General features: G+C 39.8%; 16 protein-coding genes. 5 read left to right on the forward strand and 11 right to left on the reverse strand.

The genetic code is table 11. From position 1 onward, the window contains the following. Positions 1–6: 6 nt before the first annotated feature. The 8 genes from FJG96_RS07480 to rpsL form a co-directional block, all read right to left on the reverse strand. Positions 7–300, reverse strand: coding sequence for a 50S ribosomal protein L23 (locus FJG96_RS07480; RefSeq protein WP_005773270.1), 294 nt, complete (start codon positions 298–300; stop codon positions 7–9). Next, a complete protein-coding gene (gene rplD, locus FJG96_RS07485; RefSeq protein ID WP_139413400.1) occupies positions 297–917 on the reverse strand; it encodes a 50S ribosomal protein L4 in 621 nt (206 codons plus the stop codon). The genes FJG96_RS07480 and rplD overlap by 4 nt, the downstream gene beginning before the upstream one ends. Positions 918–919: 2 nt before the next feature. Then, positions 920–1,657, reverse strand: a complete 738-nt coding sequence (rplC, locus tag FJG96_RS07490; protein WP_139413401.1) for a 50S ribosomal protein L3 — start codon at positions 1,655–1,657, stop codon at positions 920–922. Positions 1,658–1,684: 27 nt separating this feature from the next. Continuing rightward, entirely contained in the window at positions 1,685–1,993 is a 309-nt protein-coding gene (gene rpsJ, locus FJG96_RS07495; protein WP_005773267.1) for a 30S ribosomal protein S10, read from the reverse strand. 61 nt (positions 1,994–2,054) lie between these two features. Further along, a complete protein-coding gene (gene tuf, locus FJG96_RS07500) occupies positions 2,055–3,230 on the reverse strand; it encodes an elongation factor Tu (protein WP_039761634.1) in 1,176 nt (391 codons plus the stop codon). Positions 3,231–3,293: 63 nt separating this feature from the next. Further along, positions 3,294–5,378, reverse strand: a complete 2,085-nt coding sequence (gene fusA, locus FJG96_RS07505) for an elongation factor G (RefSeq protein WP_139413402.1) — start codon at positions 5,376–5,378, stop codon at positions 3,294–3,296. A gap of 24 nt (positions 5,379–5,402) precedes the next feature. After that, the gene (rpsG, locus tag FJG96_RS07510; protein WP_005773264.1) at positions 5,403–5,873 is read right to left on the reverse strand and encodes a 30S ribosomal protein S7; all 471 of its coding nucleotides are present in this window, start codon (positions 5,871–5,873) and stop codon (positions 5,403–5,405) included. Positions 5,874–5,891: 18 nt separating this feature from the next. Continuing rightward, complete coding sequence (gene rpsL / locus FJG96_RS07515; protein WP_005773262.1) at positions 5,892–6,263, reverse strand: 30S ribosomal protein S12; 372 nt, start codon at positions 6,261–6,263, stop codon at positions 5,892–5,894. A gap of 496 nt (positions 6,264–6,759) precedes the next feature. On the opposite strand from rpsL, the gene xth reads away from it, so the two are divergent. The 5 genes from xth to FJG96_RS07540 all read left to right on the forward strand — a co-directional run bounded on the left by xth (position 6,760) and on the right by FJG96_RS07540 (position 10,941). Next, positions 6,760–7,542 (forward strand): exodeoxyribonuclease III, encoded by a 783-nt coding sequence (gene xth / locus FJG96_RS07520; RefSeq protein ID WP_139413403.1) that lies wholly within the window; start codon positions 6,760–6,762, stop codon positions 7,540–7,542. A gap of 123 nt (positions 7,543–7,665) precedes the next feature. Further along, positions 7,666–8,571 (forward strand): transporter substrate-binding domain-containing protein, encoded by a 906-nt coding sequence (locus FJG96_RS07525; RefSeq protein WP_139413404.1) that lies wholly within the window; start codon positions 7,666–7,668, stop codon positions 8,569–8,571. Positions 8,572–8,711: 140 nt separating this feature from the next. After that, the gene (locus FJG96_RS07530) at positions 8,712–9,464 is read left to right on the forward strand and encodes an amino acid ABC transporter permease (protein ID WP_139413405.1); all 753 of its coding nucleotides are present in this window, start codon (positions 8,712–8,714) and stop codon (positions 9,462–9,464) included. Positions 9,465–9,466: 2 nt separating this feature from the next. Beyond that, positions 9,467–10,183 carry an amino acid ABC transporter permease gene (locus FJG96_RS07535; RefSeq protein WP_139413406.1) on the forward strand — a complete coding sequence of 239 codons (717 nt, stop codon included), beginning with the start codon at positions 9,467–9,469 and terminating at the stop codon, positions 10,181–10,183. Positions 10,184–10,194: 11 nt separating this feature from the next. After that, complete coding sequence (locus FJG96_RS07540) at positions 10,195–10,941, forward strand: amino acid ABC transporter ATP-binding protein (RefSeq protein ID WP_139413407.1); 747 nt, start codon at positions 10,195–10,197, stop codon at positions 10,939–10,941. 103 nt (positions 10,942–11,044) lie between these two features. On the opposite strand, the gene FJG96_RS07545 is transcribed toward FJG96_RS07540, so the two are convergent. The 3 genes from FJG96_RS07545 to FJG96_RS07555 all read right to left on the reverse strand — a co-directional run bounded on the left by FJG96_RS07545 (position 11,045) and on the right by FJG96_RS07555 (position 15,919). Next, positions 11,045–11,836, reverse strand: a complete 792-nt coding sequence (locus FJG96_RS07545; RefSeq protein ID WP_139413408.1) for a tetratricopeptide repeat protein — start codon at positions 11,834–11,836, stop codon at positions 11,045–11,047. A gap of 667 nt (positions 11,837–12,503) precedes the next feature. After that, positions 12,504–15,227, reverse strand: coding sequence for a valine--tRNA ligase (locus FJG96_RS07550; RefSeq protein WP_139413409.1), 2,724 nt, complete (start codon positions 15,225–15,227; stop codon positions 12,504–12,506). Positions 15,228–15,352: 125 nt separating this feature from the next. Beyond that, positions 15,353–15,919 (reverse strand): DUF2497 domain-containing protein, encoded by a 567-nt coding sequence (locus tag FJG96_RS07555; protein WP_139413410.1) that lies wholly within the window; start codon positions 15,917–15,919, stop codon positions 15,353–15,355. Between the last annotated feature and the right edge of the window lie 54 nt (positions 15,920–15,973).

A 15,973-nucleotide genomic window follows, 5' to 3' on the forward strand; every position in this document is an offset into this window, starting at 1 on the left:
GCCTCTTTAAAGACCTGTCGAAACGTCGATAGTCTGACCACTGGCCAGAGTTACGATCGCTTTTTTGACATCACTCTGCCGACCAACAATACCTTTAAAACGTTTCACTTTACCCTTACGGACGATCGTGTTAACTGCTTTTACTTTCACGCTAAAAAGCGCTTCAACAGCAGCCTTAATTTCAGGTTTCGTCGCTTTCGGCGCGACATTAAAAGCAACTTGATTATATTCAGAAATCATAGTCGACTTTTCAGTAATAACTGGACTAATAATTACATCATAATGGCGAAGATCTGTCATTTAAAACGCTCCTCAAGAGCCTCAACAGCTGCCTTTGATAAAACAAGTTTGCTGCGACGCAAAATATCATAAACATTAATTCCCTGGATGGGCAAAATATCGATATTAGGGATATTCGATGCTGCACGAAAAAAGTTAATATCAATCTCTTTACCACCAATCAACAGAGCATTATTAAAGCCAAGTTTAGAAAAATGAGAAACAAGCTTTTTCGTTTTAGCATCTTTAACAGTCAACTCATCCACAATAATTAAATCTTTTGCTTTTAATTTTGCAGATAAAGCAAGACGTAACCCAAGGGCACGAATCTTTTTAGGAAGATCATGCGCATGGCTACGAACCACCGGCCCATGTGCTTTACCCCCACCTCGAAACTGTGGTGCACGTGCAGATGAATGTCGAGCACGCCCAGTTCCCTTTTGTTTAAACATCTTTGCCCCCGTTCGTGACACATCAGACCGCCCTTGGGACTGATGCGTTCCCTGTTGACGACGAGCAAGCTGCCAACGAACAACACGTTGCAAAATGTCCTCACGTGGGACAAGATCAAAGATAGACTCAGAAACTTTTAATTTACCAGCTTCATTTCCATCAAGTGTTTTAATTACAAGATCCATTATTAGGCTCCCTCAACTTCAGAGGTTTCCATCACCGGAGTAACCATTTCTGTTTTCTCCTTCACAAGACGGCGAATACCAGCAGGCTTTGGAGCATTATCAGGAAGAGGTTTCTTCACGGCATCTCTTACCAAGATCCAAGACCCCTTCGAACCAGAAACAGCACCACGCACTAAAATTAAACCACGCTCAATATCAGTGGAAACAACTTCAATATTTTGTGTTGTTACACGCACCTGCCCCATATGGCCAGCCATTTTTTTCCCTTTAAACACTTTACCAGGATCTTGGCACTGCCCTGTAGAACCATGAGCACGATGTGTAATCGAATTACCATGGGAAGCACGATGCCCGCCAAAGTTATGCCGTTTCATAACACCAGCAAACCCCTTACCAATACTGGTACCAGTCACATCAACTCTCTGTCCTGGAACAAAATGTTCCACTGTAATCTCTGTACCGATATCAAGAAGATTATCGGGACTGACACGAAACTCTGCTATTTTCGCTTTAGGCTCAACAGAAGCCTTAGCAAAATGTCCACGAAGAGCTTGTGAAGTATTCTTAACCTTAGCAAAGCCTACACCTAATTGAACAGCAGTATAACCATTCTTTTCAACTGTACGCTGAGCAACGACTTGACAATTCTCCAAACGAAGTACTGTCACCGGCACATGCTCACCAGCATCATTATAAATACGGGTCATGCCCAGCTTCTGTGCTATTACACCTGAACGCATCGGGTCTGTTCCTTCTGTCCTCAAACCTCAGAGCTTAATTTCTACATCCACACCAGCAGAAAGATCGAGCTTCATAAGCGCATCCACTGTTTGTGGCGTTGGATCAACAATATCAAGAAGACGCTTATGGGTACGCATTTCAAATTGCTCACGGCTCTTCTTATCGATATGCGGTCCACGATTGACCGTAAATTTCTCAATCCGCGTCGGAAGCGGAATAGGACCACGGACATTTGCACCAGTCCGCTTAGCAGTCGATACAATCTCACGTGTCGATGTATCAAGAATTCTATGATCAAACGCTTTCAAGCGAATGCGAATATTTTGACTGTTCATGCTCTTTATTTCCCTGTCATATAAAGCGCCTTCAATAATTAAGGCGCTCAACAAGCATTATTTATTCAATGATCTTAGAGACGATACCGGCACCAACAGTACGACCACCTTCACGAATAGCAAAACGAAGCTTCTCTTCCATCGCTATCGGCACAATCAATGACACATCCATCGCAACATTATCACCGGGCATAACCATTTCTGTTCCTTCGGGAAGCGTAACAATACCCGTAACATCCGTCGTACGGAAGTAAAATTGTGGACGATAATTCGTGAAAAAAGGCGTATGACGACCTCCTTCATCTTTCGTCAAAATGTAAGCCTCGGCTTTAAAACGTGTATGAGGAGTAACCGACCCAGGCTTCGCTAAAACCTGACCACGCTCAATCCCTTCACGATCAACACCACGAAGCAACGCACCAATATTATCACCAGCTTGACCTTGATCTAAAAGCTTGCGGAACATTTCAACACCCGTCACCGTCGTCTTAGATGTTGGACGAATACCGATAATCTCAATTTCCTCGCCAACTTTAATAACACCACGCTCAACACGACCCGTAACAACCGTTCCACGTCCCGATATCGAAAACACATCTTCTATCGGCATCAAGAATGGTTGATCAACAGGACGCTCAGGGGTTGGAATATAATTATCAACCTCACTCATCAAAAGACGAACCGCATCTTCACCAATGCTCTTATCCTTATCCTCAAGGGCAGCCAACGCAGAACCCTTTACAATTGGAACATCATCTCCTGGGAAATCATATTTGGATAAAAGCTCCCGAACCTCAAGCTCTACAAGATCCAAAAGTTCGGTATCATCAACCTGATCAACTTTATTAAGAAAAACAACAATCGCTGGAACACCAACCTGACGAGCAAGCAAAATATGCTCACGTGTCTGAGGCATTGGACCATCAGCTGCAGAAACAACAAGAATAGCACCATCCATCTGCGCTGCCCCTGTGATCATGTTTTTCACATAATCTGCGTGTCCTGGACAATCAACGTGAGCATAGTGACGATTTTCCGTTTCATATTCAACGTGTGCTGTAGAAATGGTAATACCACGGGCACGCTCTTCTGGTGCTGCATCAATTTGATCATATGCTTTAAACTCACCAAAAAACTTCGTAATCGCTGCTGTCAATGAAGTCTTCCCATGATCAACGTGACCAATCGTACCAATATTAACATGCGGTTTCGTTCGTTCAAATTTGCTCTTTGCCATTTGAGCTCTCCATTTTCTGTCCAAGCCACGGACTAAGTTAAAAATTAATTTACCAACCTGAAATTACGCGTATTTCTTTTGAATCTCCAAAGCAACAGCCGAAGGGACAGGCTCGTAATGATCAAACTGCATCGTATACTGTGCACGCCCTTGGCTCATAGAGCGAAGGGTATTCACATAACCAAACATATTTGCCAATGGAACCATCGCATTCACAACCGTTGCAATACCGCGTGCTTCAGTTCCTGAAATCTGCCCCCGACGAGAATTGAGATCACCAATAACATCACCAACATAATCATCTGGTGTAACAACCTCCACCTTCATGATTGGTTCAAGAAGCTGTGCACCAGCCTTCTTTGCTCCATCACGAAAAGCAGCACGAGCAGCAATCTCAAAAGCCAACACAGACGAATCAACATCGTGATAAGCACCGTCAATGAGTGTTGCCTTTACACCGAGCATAGGGAATCCCGCAAGAGGACCCGACCCCATAACACTTTCAATCCCCTTTTGAACGCCCGGAATATATTCTTTAGGAACAGCACCACCAACAATCTTCGACTCAAAAATAAAATCATCACCTTCATGAGGCTCAAAAATAATCTTTACACGAGCAAATTGACCAGCGCCACCCGATTGTTTTTTATGGGTATAGTCAATTTCCGCCATTTTAGTAATTGACTCACGATAAGCAACTTGAGGCTGCCCTACATTTGCTTCAACCTTAAATTCACGCCGCATACGATCGACAATAATATCAAGATGAAGTTCACCCATTCCAGCGATAATAGTCTGACCTGATTCCTCATCCGACTTAACACGAAACGAAGGATCTTCCGCAGCTAAACGATTAAGAGCAATACCCATTTTTTCCTGATCTGCTTTTGTTTTCGGTTCAATTGCAATCTCAATAACAGGTTCTGGAAATTCCATCCGCTCCAAAATAACAGGTTTCAAAGGATCACAAAGCGTATCACCTGTTGTTGTCTCCTTAAGACCAGCAAGAGCAACAATATCACCAGCGAATGCCTCTTCAATATCCTCACGAGAATTTGAATGCATTTGAAGCATACGCCCCAAACGCTCTTTCTTCTTCTTCACAGTATTCTCAAGAGAAATACCTTTGTGAACCTTACCAGAGTAAATACGACAGAAAGTCAACGAACCAACAAAAGGGTCATTCATAATTTTAAAAGCAAGCATAGAGAGCGGAGCTTCATCAGAAGATTCACGCGTCGTCTCAGCTTCAGTCTTCACATCAACACCCTTAATCGCCGGAATATCAATCGGAGAAGGAAGATAAGAAACAACAGCATCCAAAAGCGGTTGTACACCCTTGTTTTTAAAAGCCGTACCACAAAGAACAGGATGAAACTGAACCTCTACGGTTCCCTTACGAATGAGAGCAACAAGTTGCTCATTGGTTGGCATAACACCTTCCAAATAAGCCTCCATAGCAGCCTCATCAACCTCCACAGCCATTTCAATAAGTTTTTCGCGATATTCTTCAGCTTTTTCCTTTAAGTCAGAAGGAATTTCACTTATCACTGCTGAGGCACCAATAGAACCATCCCACTTTAAAGCCTTCATCTCAACGAGATCAACAACACCTTCAAAGTCATTTTCAGCACCAATTGGCAGCTGCAAAACAAGTGCCTTAGCCCCCAACCGAGAACCAACCATTTCTACACTGCGATAGAAATCAGCACCTATTTTATCCATTTTATTAACAAAAACCATACGCGGCACGCGATATTTCTCAGCTTGCCGCCAAACAGTTTCCGTCTGAGGCTCAACACCAGCATTCGCATCCAATAACGCTATCGCCCCATCAAGAACACGCAAAGAACGCTCAACCTCAATAGTAAAATCAACGTGTCCTGGCGTATCAATGATATTAAAGCGACGCTTGCGACCATCACGCCCTTCCCAAAAAGTCGTCGTCGCAGCAGATGTGATGGTAATGCCGCGTTCTTGTTCCTGCTCCATCCAATCCATCGTAGAAGCACCATCATGGGTCTCACCGATTTTATGATTCTTACCCGTATAGAACAGAATACGTTCAGTCATCGTAGTCTTACCGGCATCAATATGCGCCATAATACCAAAATTACGATAATCTTCAATTTTATATTCGCGAGCCATTATATTTGCCTTAGTTTAAAACTTCTACCAGCGATAATGCGAGAATGCGCGGTTAGCCTCAGCCATACGATGAACATCTTCACGCTTTTTCACGGCAGAACCGCGATTATTAGCTGCATCCATGAGTTCACCAGATAAACGCTCAATCATCGTCGTCTCATTCCGCCCACGCGCTGCCGAAATCAACCAACGAATAGCAAGAGCCTGACGACGATCAGGACGAACATCAATCGGAACCTGATAAGTAGCCCCCCCAACACGACGAGAACGAACCTCAATATGAGGAGCAACGTTCTCTAAAGCCCGATGAAAGAGATCTACTGGATCTGTTTTTACTTTTTTCTCTACAGAATCAAGCGCACCATAAACAATACGCTCTGCAACTGACTTCTTACCATCAAACATAATGGCATTCATAAATTTTGTAATAACCAAATCACCAAACTTAGGATCTGGATTAATTTCACGCTTTTCTGCTCTATGACGACGGGACATTGGCTTTGTCTCTCAATATTATTTCGGACGCTTCGCGCCATACTTTGAACGACGCTGTTTACGATTCTTGACACCTTGAGTATCAAGCAAACCACGAATAATGTGATAACGAACCCCTGGCAAATCTTTCACACGACCACCACGGATCATCACAACAGAGTGCTCTTGAAGATTATGTCCCTCTCCGGGAATATAACCAATCACTTCAAATCCATTCGTCAAACGAATTTTAGCAACTTTACGAAGAGCAGAATTAGGCTTCTTCGGTGTTGTTGTATAAACACGCGTACAAACACCACGCTTCTGAGGATTCGACTGCAGAGCAGGAACCTTATTACGTTTAACTGGCGCCACACGCGGCTTGCGAATCAACTGGTTTACGGTAGGCATGTAACCTTCCTCTTTTCGATCTACATTCGTCTCACCCAATCGGGCATTTCTATTTCTATTTCCATCCACTCCAACAGAATAGGAACAGATGTCTAATTCTACACACAAAATCGGGCATAGCTGTTAAAAACAGTCTACCCGATCATAAGCAGAGAAGGCAATAGCCTTTTGCACTAGCATTTGCTTTTAATCTTCTTAACACCCGTTTAAATGACCTTTTGCTTCATATCCAAAATAAACGGTCATCTCCACATCAGTTATGTTCGCCTCTAATAGCGAGAACACAGACATTCGTCAAGAACTAAACAGCAGAAAGTTTTCAAAAATCAAAATAAATTAAATTTTAAAACTTTAAATTTGCCTTTATCAGGACTCTTGATAAATCAATTTACCATAGTAATATCGCCCTATAAATAAAAAAAAGCAATAATGTGACTGCAGTAAAACATTAATTCAGCAATTTAAATTGCATACTCGATATCGAATGATGAGCGCCATGAAAATAGCAACGTGGAATATTGCCGGAATAAAAGCACGACATGAGACATTATATCAATGGCTACAGAAGAGTCAGCCAGACATAGTCTGTCTACAGGAAATTAAAAGTATTGATGAAAATTTTCCACGTGATGCAATAGAAAATCTAGGCTATCATATAGAAACACACGGACAAAAAAGTTTTAATGGCGTTGCAATTCTTTCTAAAAAAACACCGGATGAAGTGATCCGTCGATTACCAGGCAACAATAATGATGAACAAACACGTTACATTGAAGCCGTTTATTCGACAAACAAAGGTGTTGTGCGTATTGCATCTCTCTATTTGCCAAATGGAAATCCTATTGAGAGTGAAAAATATTCCTATAAAATGGAATGGATGGAAAGGTTATATGAACATGCAAAATCACTGCTTGCCTATGAGGAGCCCCTTGTTCTAGCCGGTGATTATAATGTCATCCCTACCCCACTCGATGCAAAAAACCCTCAAGAATGGAATCAAGATGCCTTATTTCTTCAAAAAACAAGAAAAGCATTCCAGCGTATCCTTCATTTAGGTCTTTACGATGCTATCCGAAATGTCACCGATACACCTTCCTTTAGTTTTTGGGATTTCCAAGCTGGAGCATGGCCTAAAAATAATGGGATTCGCATTGATCATTTACTCTTATCACCAGAAGCAGTTGATCACCTTATTTGCGCTCATAGTCAAACAGAAGTAAGGGGATACCAAAAACCATCCGACCATGTTCCTGTCTGGATTCATCTTAATATCAATTAAGAAAGTATAACTCTCACCTCATAAGATAACAAAAAAATTCCACTCAGAAGAATAACTATGCTACACCGTTCAAACAGTATATCTTAAGTAACTAAAATAAAAATCAATGAATGGAGGACATAAATGAAGAAATCATTGTTAATGTTTATTGCAGCAGCAGCCATTGGGCTCACAAGCGTCGCGCATGCTGAAAATGATACGCTTGAAAAAATAAAACAAACAGGGGAAATCACTTTAGGTGTTCGTGAATCATCTGGTTTGGCCTACGCCCTTGGTAATAATAAATATGTAGGCTTTCATACAGAAATGGCAGAACGTATCATTGATGATATCTCAAAAAAAATTGGTAAACCGATTAAAATCCATTATCTTCCCATCACATCTCAAAATAGAATTCCCCTCTTAAAAAATAAGACCTATGATTTTGAGTGCGGTTCAACAACAAATGATATTGCACGCAGCAAAGAAGCGGCATTTGCTTATACAACATACGTTGAAGAAGTTCGGATTGCTGTAAAGAAAAACTCTAACATTAAATCTCTTGATGATTTAAATGGAAAAACAGTTGCAACGACCACCGGTACGACATCTGTTCAACTTATTCGTAAAAACAAACGTGCAAAAAACATTCACTTTAAGGTCATTAAAGGAAAAGACCACGGAGATAGCTTCTTATTACTCGAATCAGGTCGTGCCGATGCATTTGTTATGGATGCCTCAATTCTTGCAGGACATATTGCAAAATCAAAAAATCCATCGGATTACGTCATTCTTGACACCGTACTTTCAGTTGAACCCATCGCCTGCATGCTGAGATTACATGACAAACCATTTGAACAAGCAATCAATGATAGTATCCTACGTCAAATTAAAGACGAATCACTTGAAAAGCTTTATAATAAGTGGTTTATGAAACCGATTCCGCCTGCAAATACTGTTATGAACCTTCCCTTATCAAAACAAACAAGATATGCTTGGGATCACCCAAACAATAAGCCTCGGGAAAGCTACACAGAAAAAGATTTATAGAATTTGAAAAGAAGAACCACACTCTTTAAAAATTGAGTGTGGTTTATATTTTAGTTCACTTTTTAATAAATTCTGCTTATGTAGATACGCTTAATTTATTGTCCTATTTGTGAATGACTAATTTGAGGGAATATCAATTAATGGACTTTTCTTTCCTTTGTAGAGATGACCTTACTCAAACACTAGTAACGGGATGCTTGGGCACGCCCGGCGTAAGTCATACCTATTTAGATACACTTCTTGATGGCTTAAAAAATACGGTTATATTGTCCATCACTTCACTTATATTAGCTATATTTTGTGGTGTTATTATAGGAACAATGCGCACTTTACCTAAAACGTCCATCATCAATTGTGTTGTTCGCACGATCGGGACTATTTGGGTAGAAATTATGCGTAATATTCCCCTTCTTGTACAGGTATTTTTATGGTATTTTGTTGTTCCTAAGATTTATCCGCCAGCGATGAAATTTTCCCCTATTCTCTTAGTAACATGCGCGTTGGGGTTCTTTACATCGGCACGTATTGCAGAACAGGTTCGTTCAGGCATTGAAGCGATTTCTTCAGGACAACGCTATGCTGCTATGGCAATGGGGTTTACAACTTATCAAAGTTATCGCTATATCATATTACCACGTGCTATTCGGACAATTATGCCGCCGCTTACTTCAGAAGCAATGGGCATTGTAAAGAATTCGTCTATAGCATTCGCCGTTTCAATAAATGAGCTCATGCAATTTCAATACCAAGCAATTGAAGAAATAAGCCATGTTTACGAAAACTATTTGCTTGTTACGATTCTTTATATTCTTATAGCTTTATTCGTATTCATTGTAATGACAGTCATTGAACAAATGCTCAAAATTCCTAATTTTCAAACAAAGGGAAATTGAATATGATAAATTTCATAAGCTCTCAGTTTGGACTTTATTTTCCTTTCAATTTTTCCGACTTTGATTTTTCCTTTTTTACCTTTGATGTATTTCGTTCTTATATTTTATCAGGTTTACTCTTTAGCGTTTTTCTAACGCTTTTTGCAACGATATTGGGATTTGTTTTCGGCACACTTTTAGCAATGATGCGCCTTTCTTCCATAAAACTTCTTTCTTGGGTTGCAATCGTTTACATAACAGCGATGCGTTCGATACCACTTGTGATGGTTATCTTATGGTTTTTTGTGCTTCTGCCTTTTTTAACGGGGACATCTATCGGCGCCAATAAATCAGCACTTATTACCTTTACCGCATTTGAAACAGCTTATTTTGCTGAAATTATGCGTGCTGGTATCAATTCGGTTCCGCAAGGACAAAAATATGCAGGACAAGCTCTTGGGATGACGTATTGGCAAAGTATGTACATTGTCATTCTTCCTCAAGCCTTTAGAGATATGCTTCCAGTCTTTTTAACACAAGTTATTATCCTTTTTCAGGATACAACCCTTGTTTATGCTATCAGCGGTCATAGCCTTTTGAATGGTTTTGATATTGCTGCTAATAATTTTGGTGTAAAGCAAGAAGCTTATATTTTAGCAGCTATTTTCTATTTTGTTATCTGTTTTACACTGTCACAAATCGTTTTATATTTACAAAAAAAAGTATCCATTATTCGCTAATAGGAAAAAAAATGTCTACGCATATGATCGAAATAAAAAATGTTTCTAATTGGTATGGCGAAATTAAAGTTCTTAAAAACTGTACAACCAATATTAACAAAGGAGAAGTTGTTGTAGTTTGTGGGCCATCAGGCTCAGGAAAATCAACACTCATTAAAACAATTAATGCTCTTGTTCCTTTTCAAAAAGGTGAAATTTGGATTGATGGAACACCAGTTCATTCAAAAAAAACAAATCTGCCTAAATTGCGTAGCCATGTAGGAATGGTCTTTCAGCACTTCGAGCTTTTTCCTCACTTATCTGTCACAGAAAACTTGACAATTGCACAAATCAAAGTCTTAAAACGAAGCAAAAAAGAAGCACTTGAACGTGGGTTGTTGTATCTTGAACGCGTTGGACTCATTGAACATAAAGACAAATATCCGGGACAACTCTCTGGAGGGCAACAACAGCGTGTTGCTATTGCGCGTGCTTTAACCATGGATCCACTTGTTATGCTTTTTGATGAACCAACCTCTGCTCTAGATCCTGAAATGGTAGGTGAAGTACTTGACGTCATGATCAGCTTAGCCGAAGAAGGGATGACAATGATGTGTGTAACGCATGAAATGGGATTTGCACAAAAAGTCTCTGAGCGTGTTATTTTCATGGATCAAGGAACAATTCTTGAAGACTGTTCATCTAAAGAATTCTTTTCTAATCCACAATCTAGAACACCAAGAACGCAAGAGTTTTTGTCTAAAATCCTAAGTCATTAGCTTTATATCATCGAAAAAGCTCTCTCTACTATAAACTTGAACACAAAAAACAATAGAGTTTAATAACGAATAAGAGAATGTAAAAAATATTACAATTAGATAGTTAAAAGTTCTTATTTTTTAAAATATCAGCAACCAGTGAAATTGCTGTACGTCTCTCAAATTCATTACAAAGAGCAAAGGCCTTTTCTTGCAAAGGGTAAATCCAATTTTTATCTTTTACGTCAGCTTTTTCATAGGCTGCAGTTAACATTGCCGTCCCGCGAATGATTTTTCCTTCTTGAATCAGCATATTTCCGAGCATCGCTTGGGCAGAAGAATTTCCTTTTTTTGCTGAAAGTTGAAACCATCGTGCTGCTTGTATAAGATTCTTCTCCCTTCCCTCTCCCTTTAAAAATATTTTTCCTAATTGATACTGAGCTTTAGGATTTCCATAGTTCACCGCAGCCTGCATATAAAGACGAGTCGCATAAGAGAGATTAGGTTTCACAGGTGATTGAGGGATACCTTTTTTTATATACCCAGCAAGCCTAACCAATGCATCAGAGACATAACTTTGATCCTCTGAGCCAAGATCTGTACCTTTTTCAACGATGTATGCAAAAAAATGATAGGCCTTGTAATCATCTTTAGGGACACCATCACCGTTTGCGTAAATAGAGCCAAGTTTCCAATTCGCACCAATATGACCTCTCTTAGCGGCACAATGTAGCGCTGAAATAGCCTGATTTATCTGCCCATTTTTATAAGCAGACATGCCACGTTTCAAAAAATAAAACGAACCATCATGCACTTCCTGCAAGCTATTAGCTTCTATTATATAAACAGTCGAAAAAAATCCCCCTAACGTCACAATAATCGTAGCTTTCTTCCATATCTGAAATCGATTGACCATTTTCCCCCTCTCTTAATGTTAATTGTTCTATCTGTAACAAATTTCTTTGTAGATCTTTAAACGCTTCTTCTTCGTAAGAAATACGAGAGATTCTAAAGTAAAATTTTTAAAAGAAAAGACCAATAAATGAAAATTATCAAAAGTATTCAATAAAATTAAACATTTATTTTCATATACAATCAATTGATTTATAAAGATAAATTATCAATTTCAATTTGAATAAAACCCTCCAATACAGGAATCTTCCTTCTCCCTTTTATATTGAAGTAATTAAAATCACTTGTTCATAAGCGATGCGTGAGATTTGCAGATGAGCTTAAAAGAGAATTTAAAACGCCTCATATGAACAGTCACAAATTCCAAAGACTATTTTCGCGCAATATTGGGCGCTGACCAAAGTGTGTGCAATGGCACTGACTCGTTACTTCACAAGCGTAAAGATGAGGAGGTTCAATAGCTTTACCGTTATACCATTCATGAGTGCCGGCGCGAAATGAGCTTTGAGTGCCTTAAGAGATGTCTCTTTCATGATAAGCACAAAAACGTTGTGACTCCCCACAAAGATTTCATAATCGCATTCGCGAAAGACGAAAAAAAGAAAAGTTTTTCCTAAAAAAAATCGATACCAGCCATAATGCTATAAAATCATCCATTAAAAAAGTAAAAATCAGCCCAACCGCTCTAAAGCAATAGATATCTTCTTTTGCGCAGCACGCAGTTCTACAACCCTATTTTGTTCACTTTCAACAATTTCTGTTTTTGCATTTGCTATAAATTTGGGATTATTTAACTTAAGTGATATTTTTTCAATATCTTGTTCAATTTTACAAGCCTCCTTCCTCAAACGAACACGCTCAGCCTCCAAATCAATCAACTGTCCTAATGGCAAACAAAAAACAGCCTCTCCCAAAATCATTTGTGCCGATACTTCTGGAACCTTATCAGAGAAATCAATGACTTCGATACGCGCCAACTTTTTAAGAAGCGCCTCATAACGCTGCACACGCTCTCGCGTCACTTCCCCTGCTTCGACAACAACAAGAGGTGCTCGTGTAGCGGCTGGAATATTCATTTCAAAACGTACAGAACGAATCCCTGTGACCACATCAATAAGCCAATTAATATCAGCAGCAGCCTCTTCATCGATCAATATTTTCTCTGGCCATTTTGTCAATGCGAGCATATCTTCACGCTTTATCTCTTGCGTTTCTGTAAGAGACCACAACTCTTCTGTCATATGCGGCATAAAGGGATGAAGAAGTTTATAGACTTCATCTAACACCCAAGCAGTACAAGCTTGAGCCTCATTTTTAGCCTCTTCATTTTCGCCCTGAAAAATAGGTTTGAGAAGTTCTAAATACCAGTCACAAAATGTATTCCAAATGAAACGATAAAGTGCAGCTGCTGATTCATTAAACTTGTAGTGTTCAATACCCGTCGTCACTGCTGAAATTGTTTTAGAGAGCTCTGTTAAAATCCAACGATTAAGCGCTAGCTTTGTTTGTTCTGGCTTAAAAGCAGGATCATGTTTTACACCATTCATCTGTGCAAATCGGGTTGCATTCCACAACTTCGTAGCAAAATTACGATAACCAGCAATGCGAGAAGTATCAAGTTTTACATCACGACCTTGCGCTGCCATAATAGCCAAAGTAAAACGAAGAGCATCAGCGCTATACTGATCAATAAGCTCTAAGGGATCAATAATATTTCCCTTTGATTTTGACATCTTTGCACCCTTTTGATCTCGGACAAGAGCGTGCACATAAACCGTTGGGAAAGGAACTTCACCCATAAAGTGAAGTCCCATCATCATCATACGAGCAACCCAGAAAAAAATAATATCAAATCCTGTCACGGATAAAGATGTTGGATAAAAAGTAGATAATTCAGTTGTTTTATCGGGCCATCCTAATGTTGAAAAAGGCCAAAGAGCTGATGAAAACCAAGTATCTAAAACATCCGGATCACGGATTAAATCAACCATCTCACCATAATGAGCAAAAGCCGAATCTAAAGCCTCTTTTTCACTTTTTTCAACAAAAACTGTTCCATCAGGGCCATACCAAGCAGGAATCTGATGTCCCCACCATAATTGGCGAGAAATGCACCAAGGCTGAATATTTTGCATCCAATTGAAATAGGTCTTTTTCCAATTATCGGGAACAAACTGCGTTTTTCCTTGTTGCACAGCTTCTATCGCGGGCTTTGCTAATTCAGCAGCATGAACATACCATTGATCTGTCAAAAAAGGTTCAATAGGCACACCACTACGATCTCCATGAGGAACCATATGGGAATGTTCATCAACAGAAGCTAAATACCCTCGTTCTTCCATCAAAGAAATAATCTTCTGGCGCGCAACAAAACGATCGGATTTATCAAGATTTTCTACTAACATTTTTAATTCATCTGATAAAATCAAATCATCAAAAAATGCCTCATTCTCATGGAGAAAAATCTCGGCTTTTTGGGTAAAAATATTGATTAAGCGTAAACCATTACGCTGTCCTACTTCAAAGTCATTAAAATCATGAGCGGGTGTGATTTTTACCGCACCACTCCCAGCCTCAGGATCAGCGTGCGTATCACCAACAATCAATAACTTACGACCAACAAGCGGCAAAAGAGCATTTTTACCGATAAGATTTTTATAACGCTCATCTTCAGGATTAACGGCAATTCCTGTATCACCAAGCATTGTTTCTGGTCGTGTTGTCGCCACTGTTATAAAAGTTGTCGCATCATTTGGATCAAAAACTTTACCCTCAAGTGGATATCTAAAATGCCACAAATGTCCTTGAACTTCTTTTTGCTCAACTTCAAGATCGGAAATAGCGGTCAACAATTTAGGATCCCAATTGACGAGGCGTTTATCTCTATATATCAACCCTTGCTTATAAAGCGTAACAAAGACTTCACGAACAGCCTGCGACAACCCCTCATCCATTGTAAAGCGCTCACGTGACCAATCACATGAAACGCCAAGGCGACGCAATTGGTTTGCAATAATGCCTCCCGTTTCATGACGCCATTCCCAAATACGCTCAATAAACTTTTCTCTTCCCATTTCCTGACGCGTTGGCTCTTGGCGCTCTGCAAGCTGACGCTCTACAACCATTTGGGTAGCAATCCCAGCATGATCCATACCAGGCTGCCACAACACATTCCTGCCACGCATCCGCTGAAATCTAACCATTATATCTTGAATTGTCGTATTGAGCGCATGCCCCATATGAAGTGAGCCTGTAACATTAGGCGGTGGAAGCATAACGCAAAAAGGTTCTGCACCACTTTTAGAACCCGCTCCCGCTTTAAAAGCCCCACGAGTCTCCCATCTCTTTGCAACCCGTTGCTCTATGGAAGCAGCATCATAGTTTTTTTCTAACATTCTATCCATCCATAACGCCGCTGAAAAACACAATATATGATCAAAATCCCGCAAAGCCCATCCCTCACTAGAGAGCTCGCAAAACCTCAAACAAATTTTTCATAAAATAAAAAACATAAAAATAATTAAGACGATTTTTTTATCGCCTTCACAATCTCTTCACGTAAAATATCTTCCAGCAAAACAGGCAATTTAGACTGCAACCATTCTGCTATAGCCGGACGCAACACATCCTTTGCAATTTTTTCCGCGGAAGAAATACAATACGCAGACAATTCCACACGACCAGCCTTTTCAGTTTCTGATTGTGACTTCCTGATCTCATCTTCATATTCTTTTGCTTTATAAACAGAATTCCGTTCCTCAGAAGAAAGCTTCATCTTTTGCACATCCACACCAACTGTATTATTTTCTACCGCTGTATCCTCTTTCTCTTGTGCTATCCTTCCCCCTTGGTTTTCAGTAGAAAGACCAATGCGATCAGCTAAAGCCTTCATAGCATCATCAACCGATAGAGTTGTATCATAAACACCTTCTGATGCAATTTCTGAACGATCTTCCGAAGCATTTACTGCAACATCTTCATTTAAAAAGTGATCAGATTGAACCGCATTTTCTTCGATTATTTCACGAATAGATGTCAAAATTTCATCCATGCTTGGCTCACGTAACACGCTTGAACTCTGTACCATACTTTACAACCTCTCAAAGACGCAACAACAAATAGAATCATATTTTCAGTGTAT

Source organism: Bartonella mastomydis, from assembly GCF_900185775.1.
GTDB classification, from domain to species: domain Bacteria; phylum Pseudomonadota; class Alphaproteobacteria; order Rhizobiales; family Rhizobiaceae; genus Bartonella; species Bartonella elizabethae.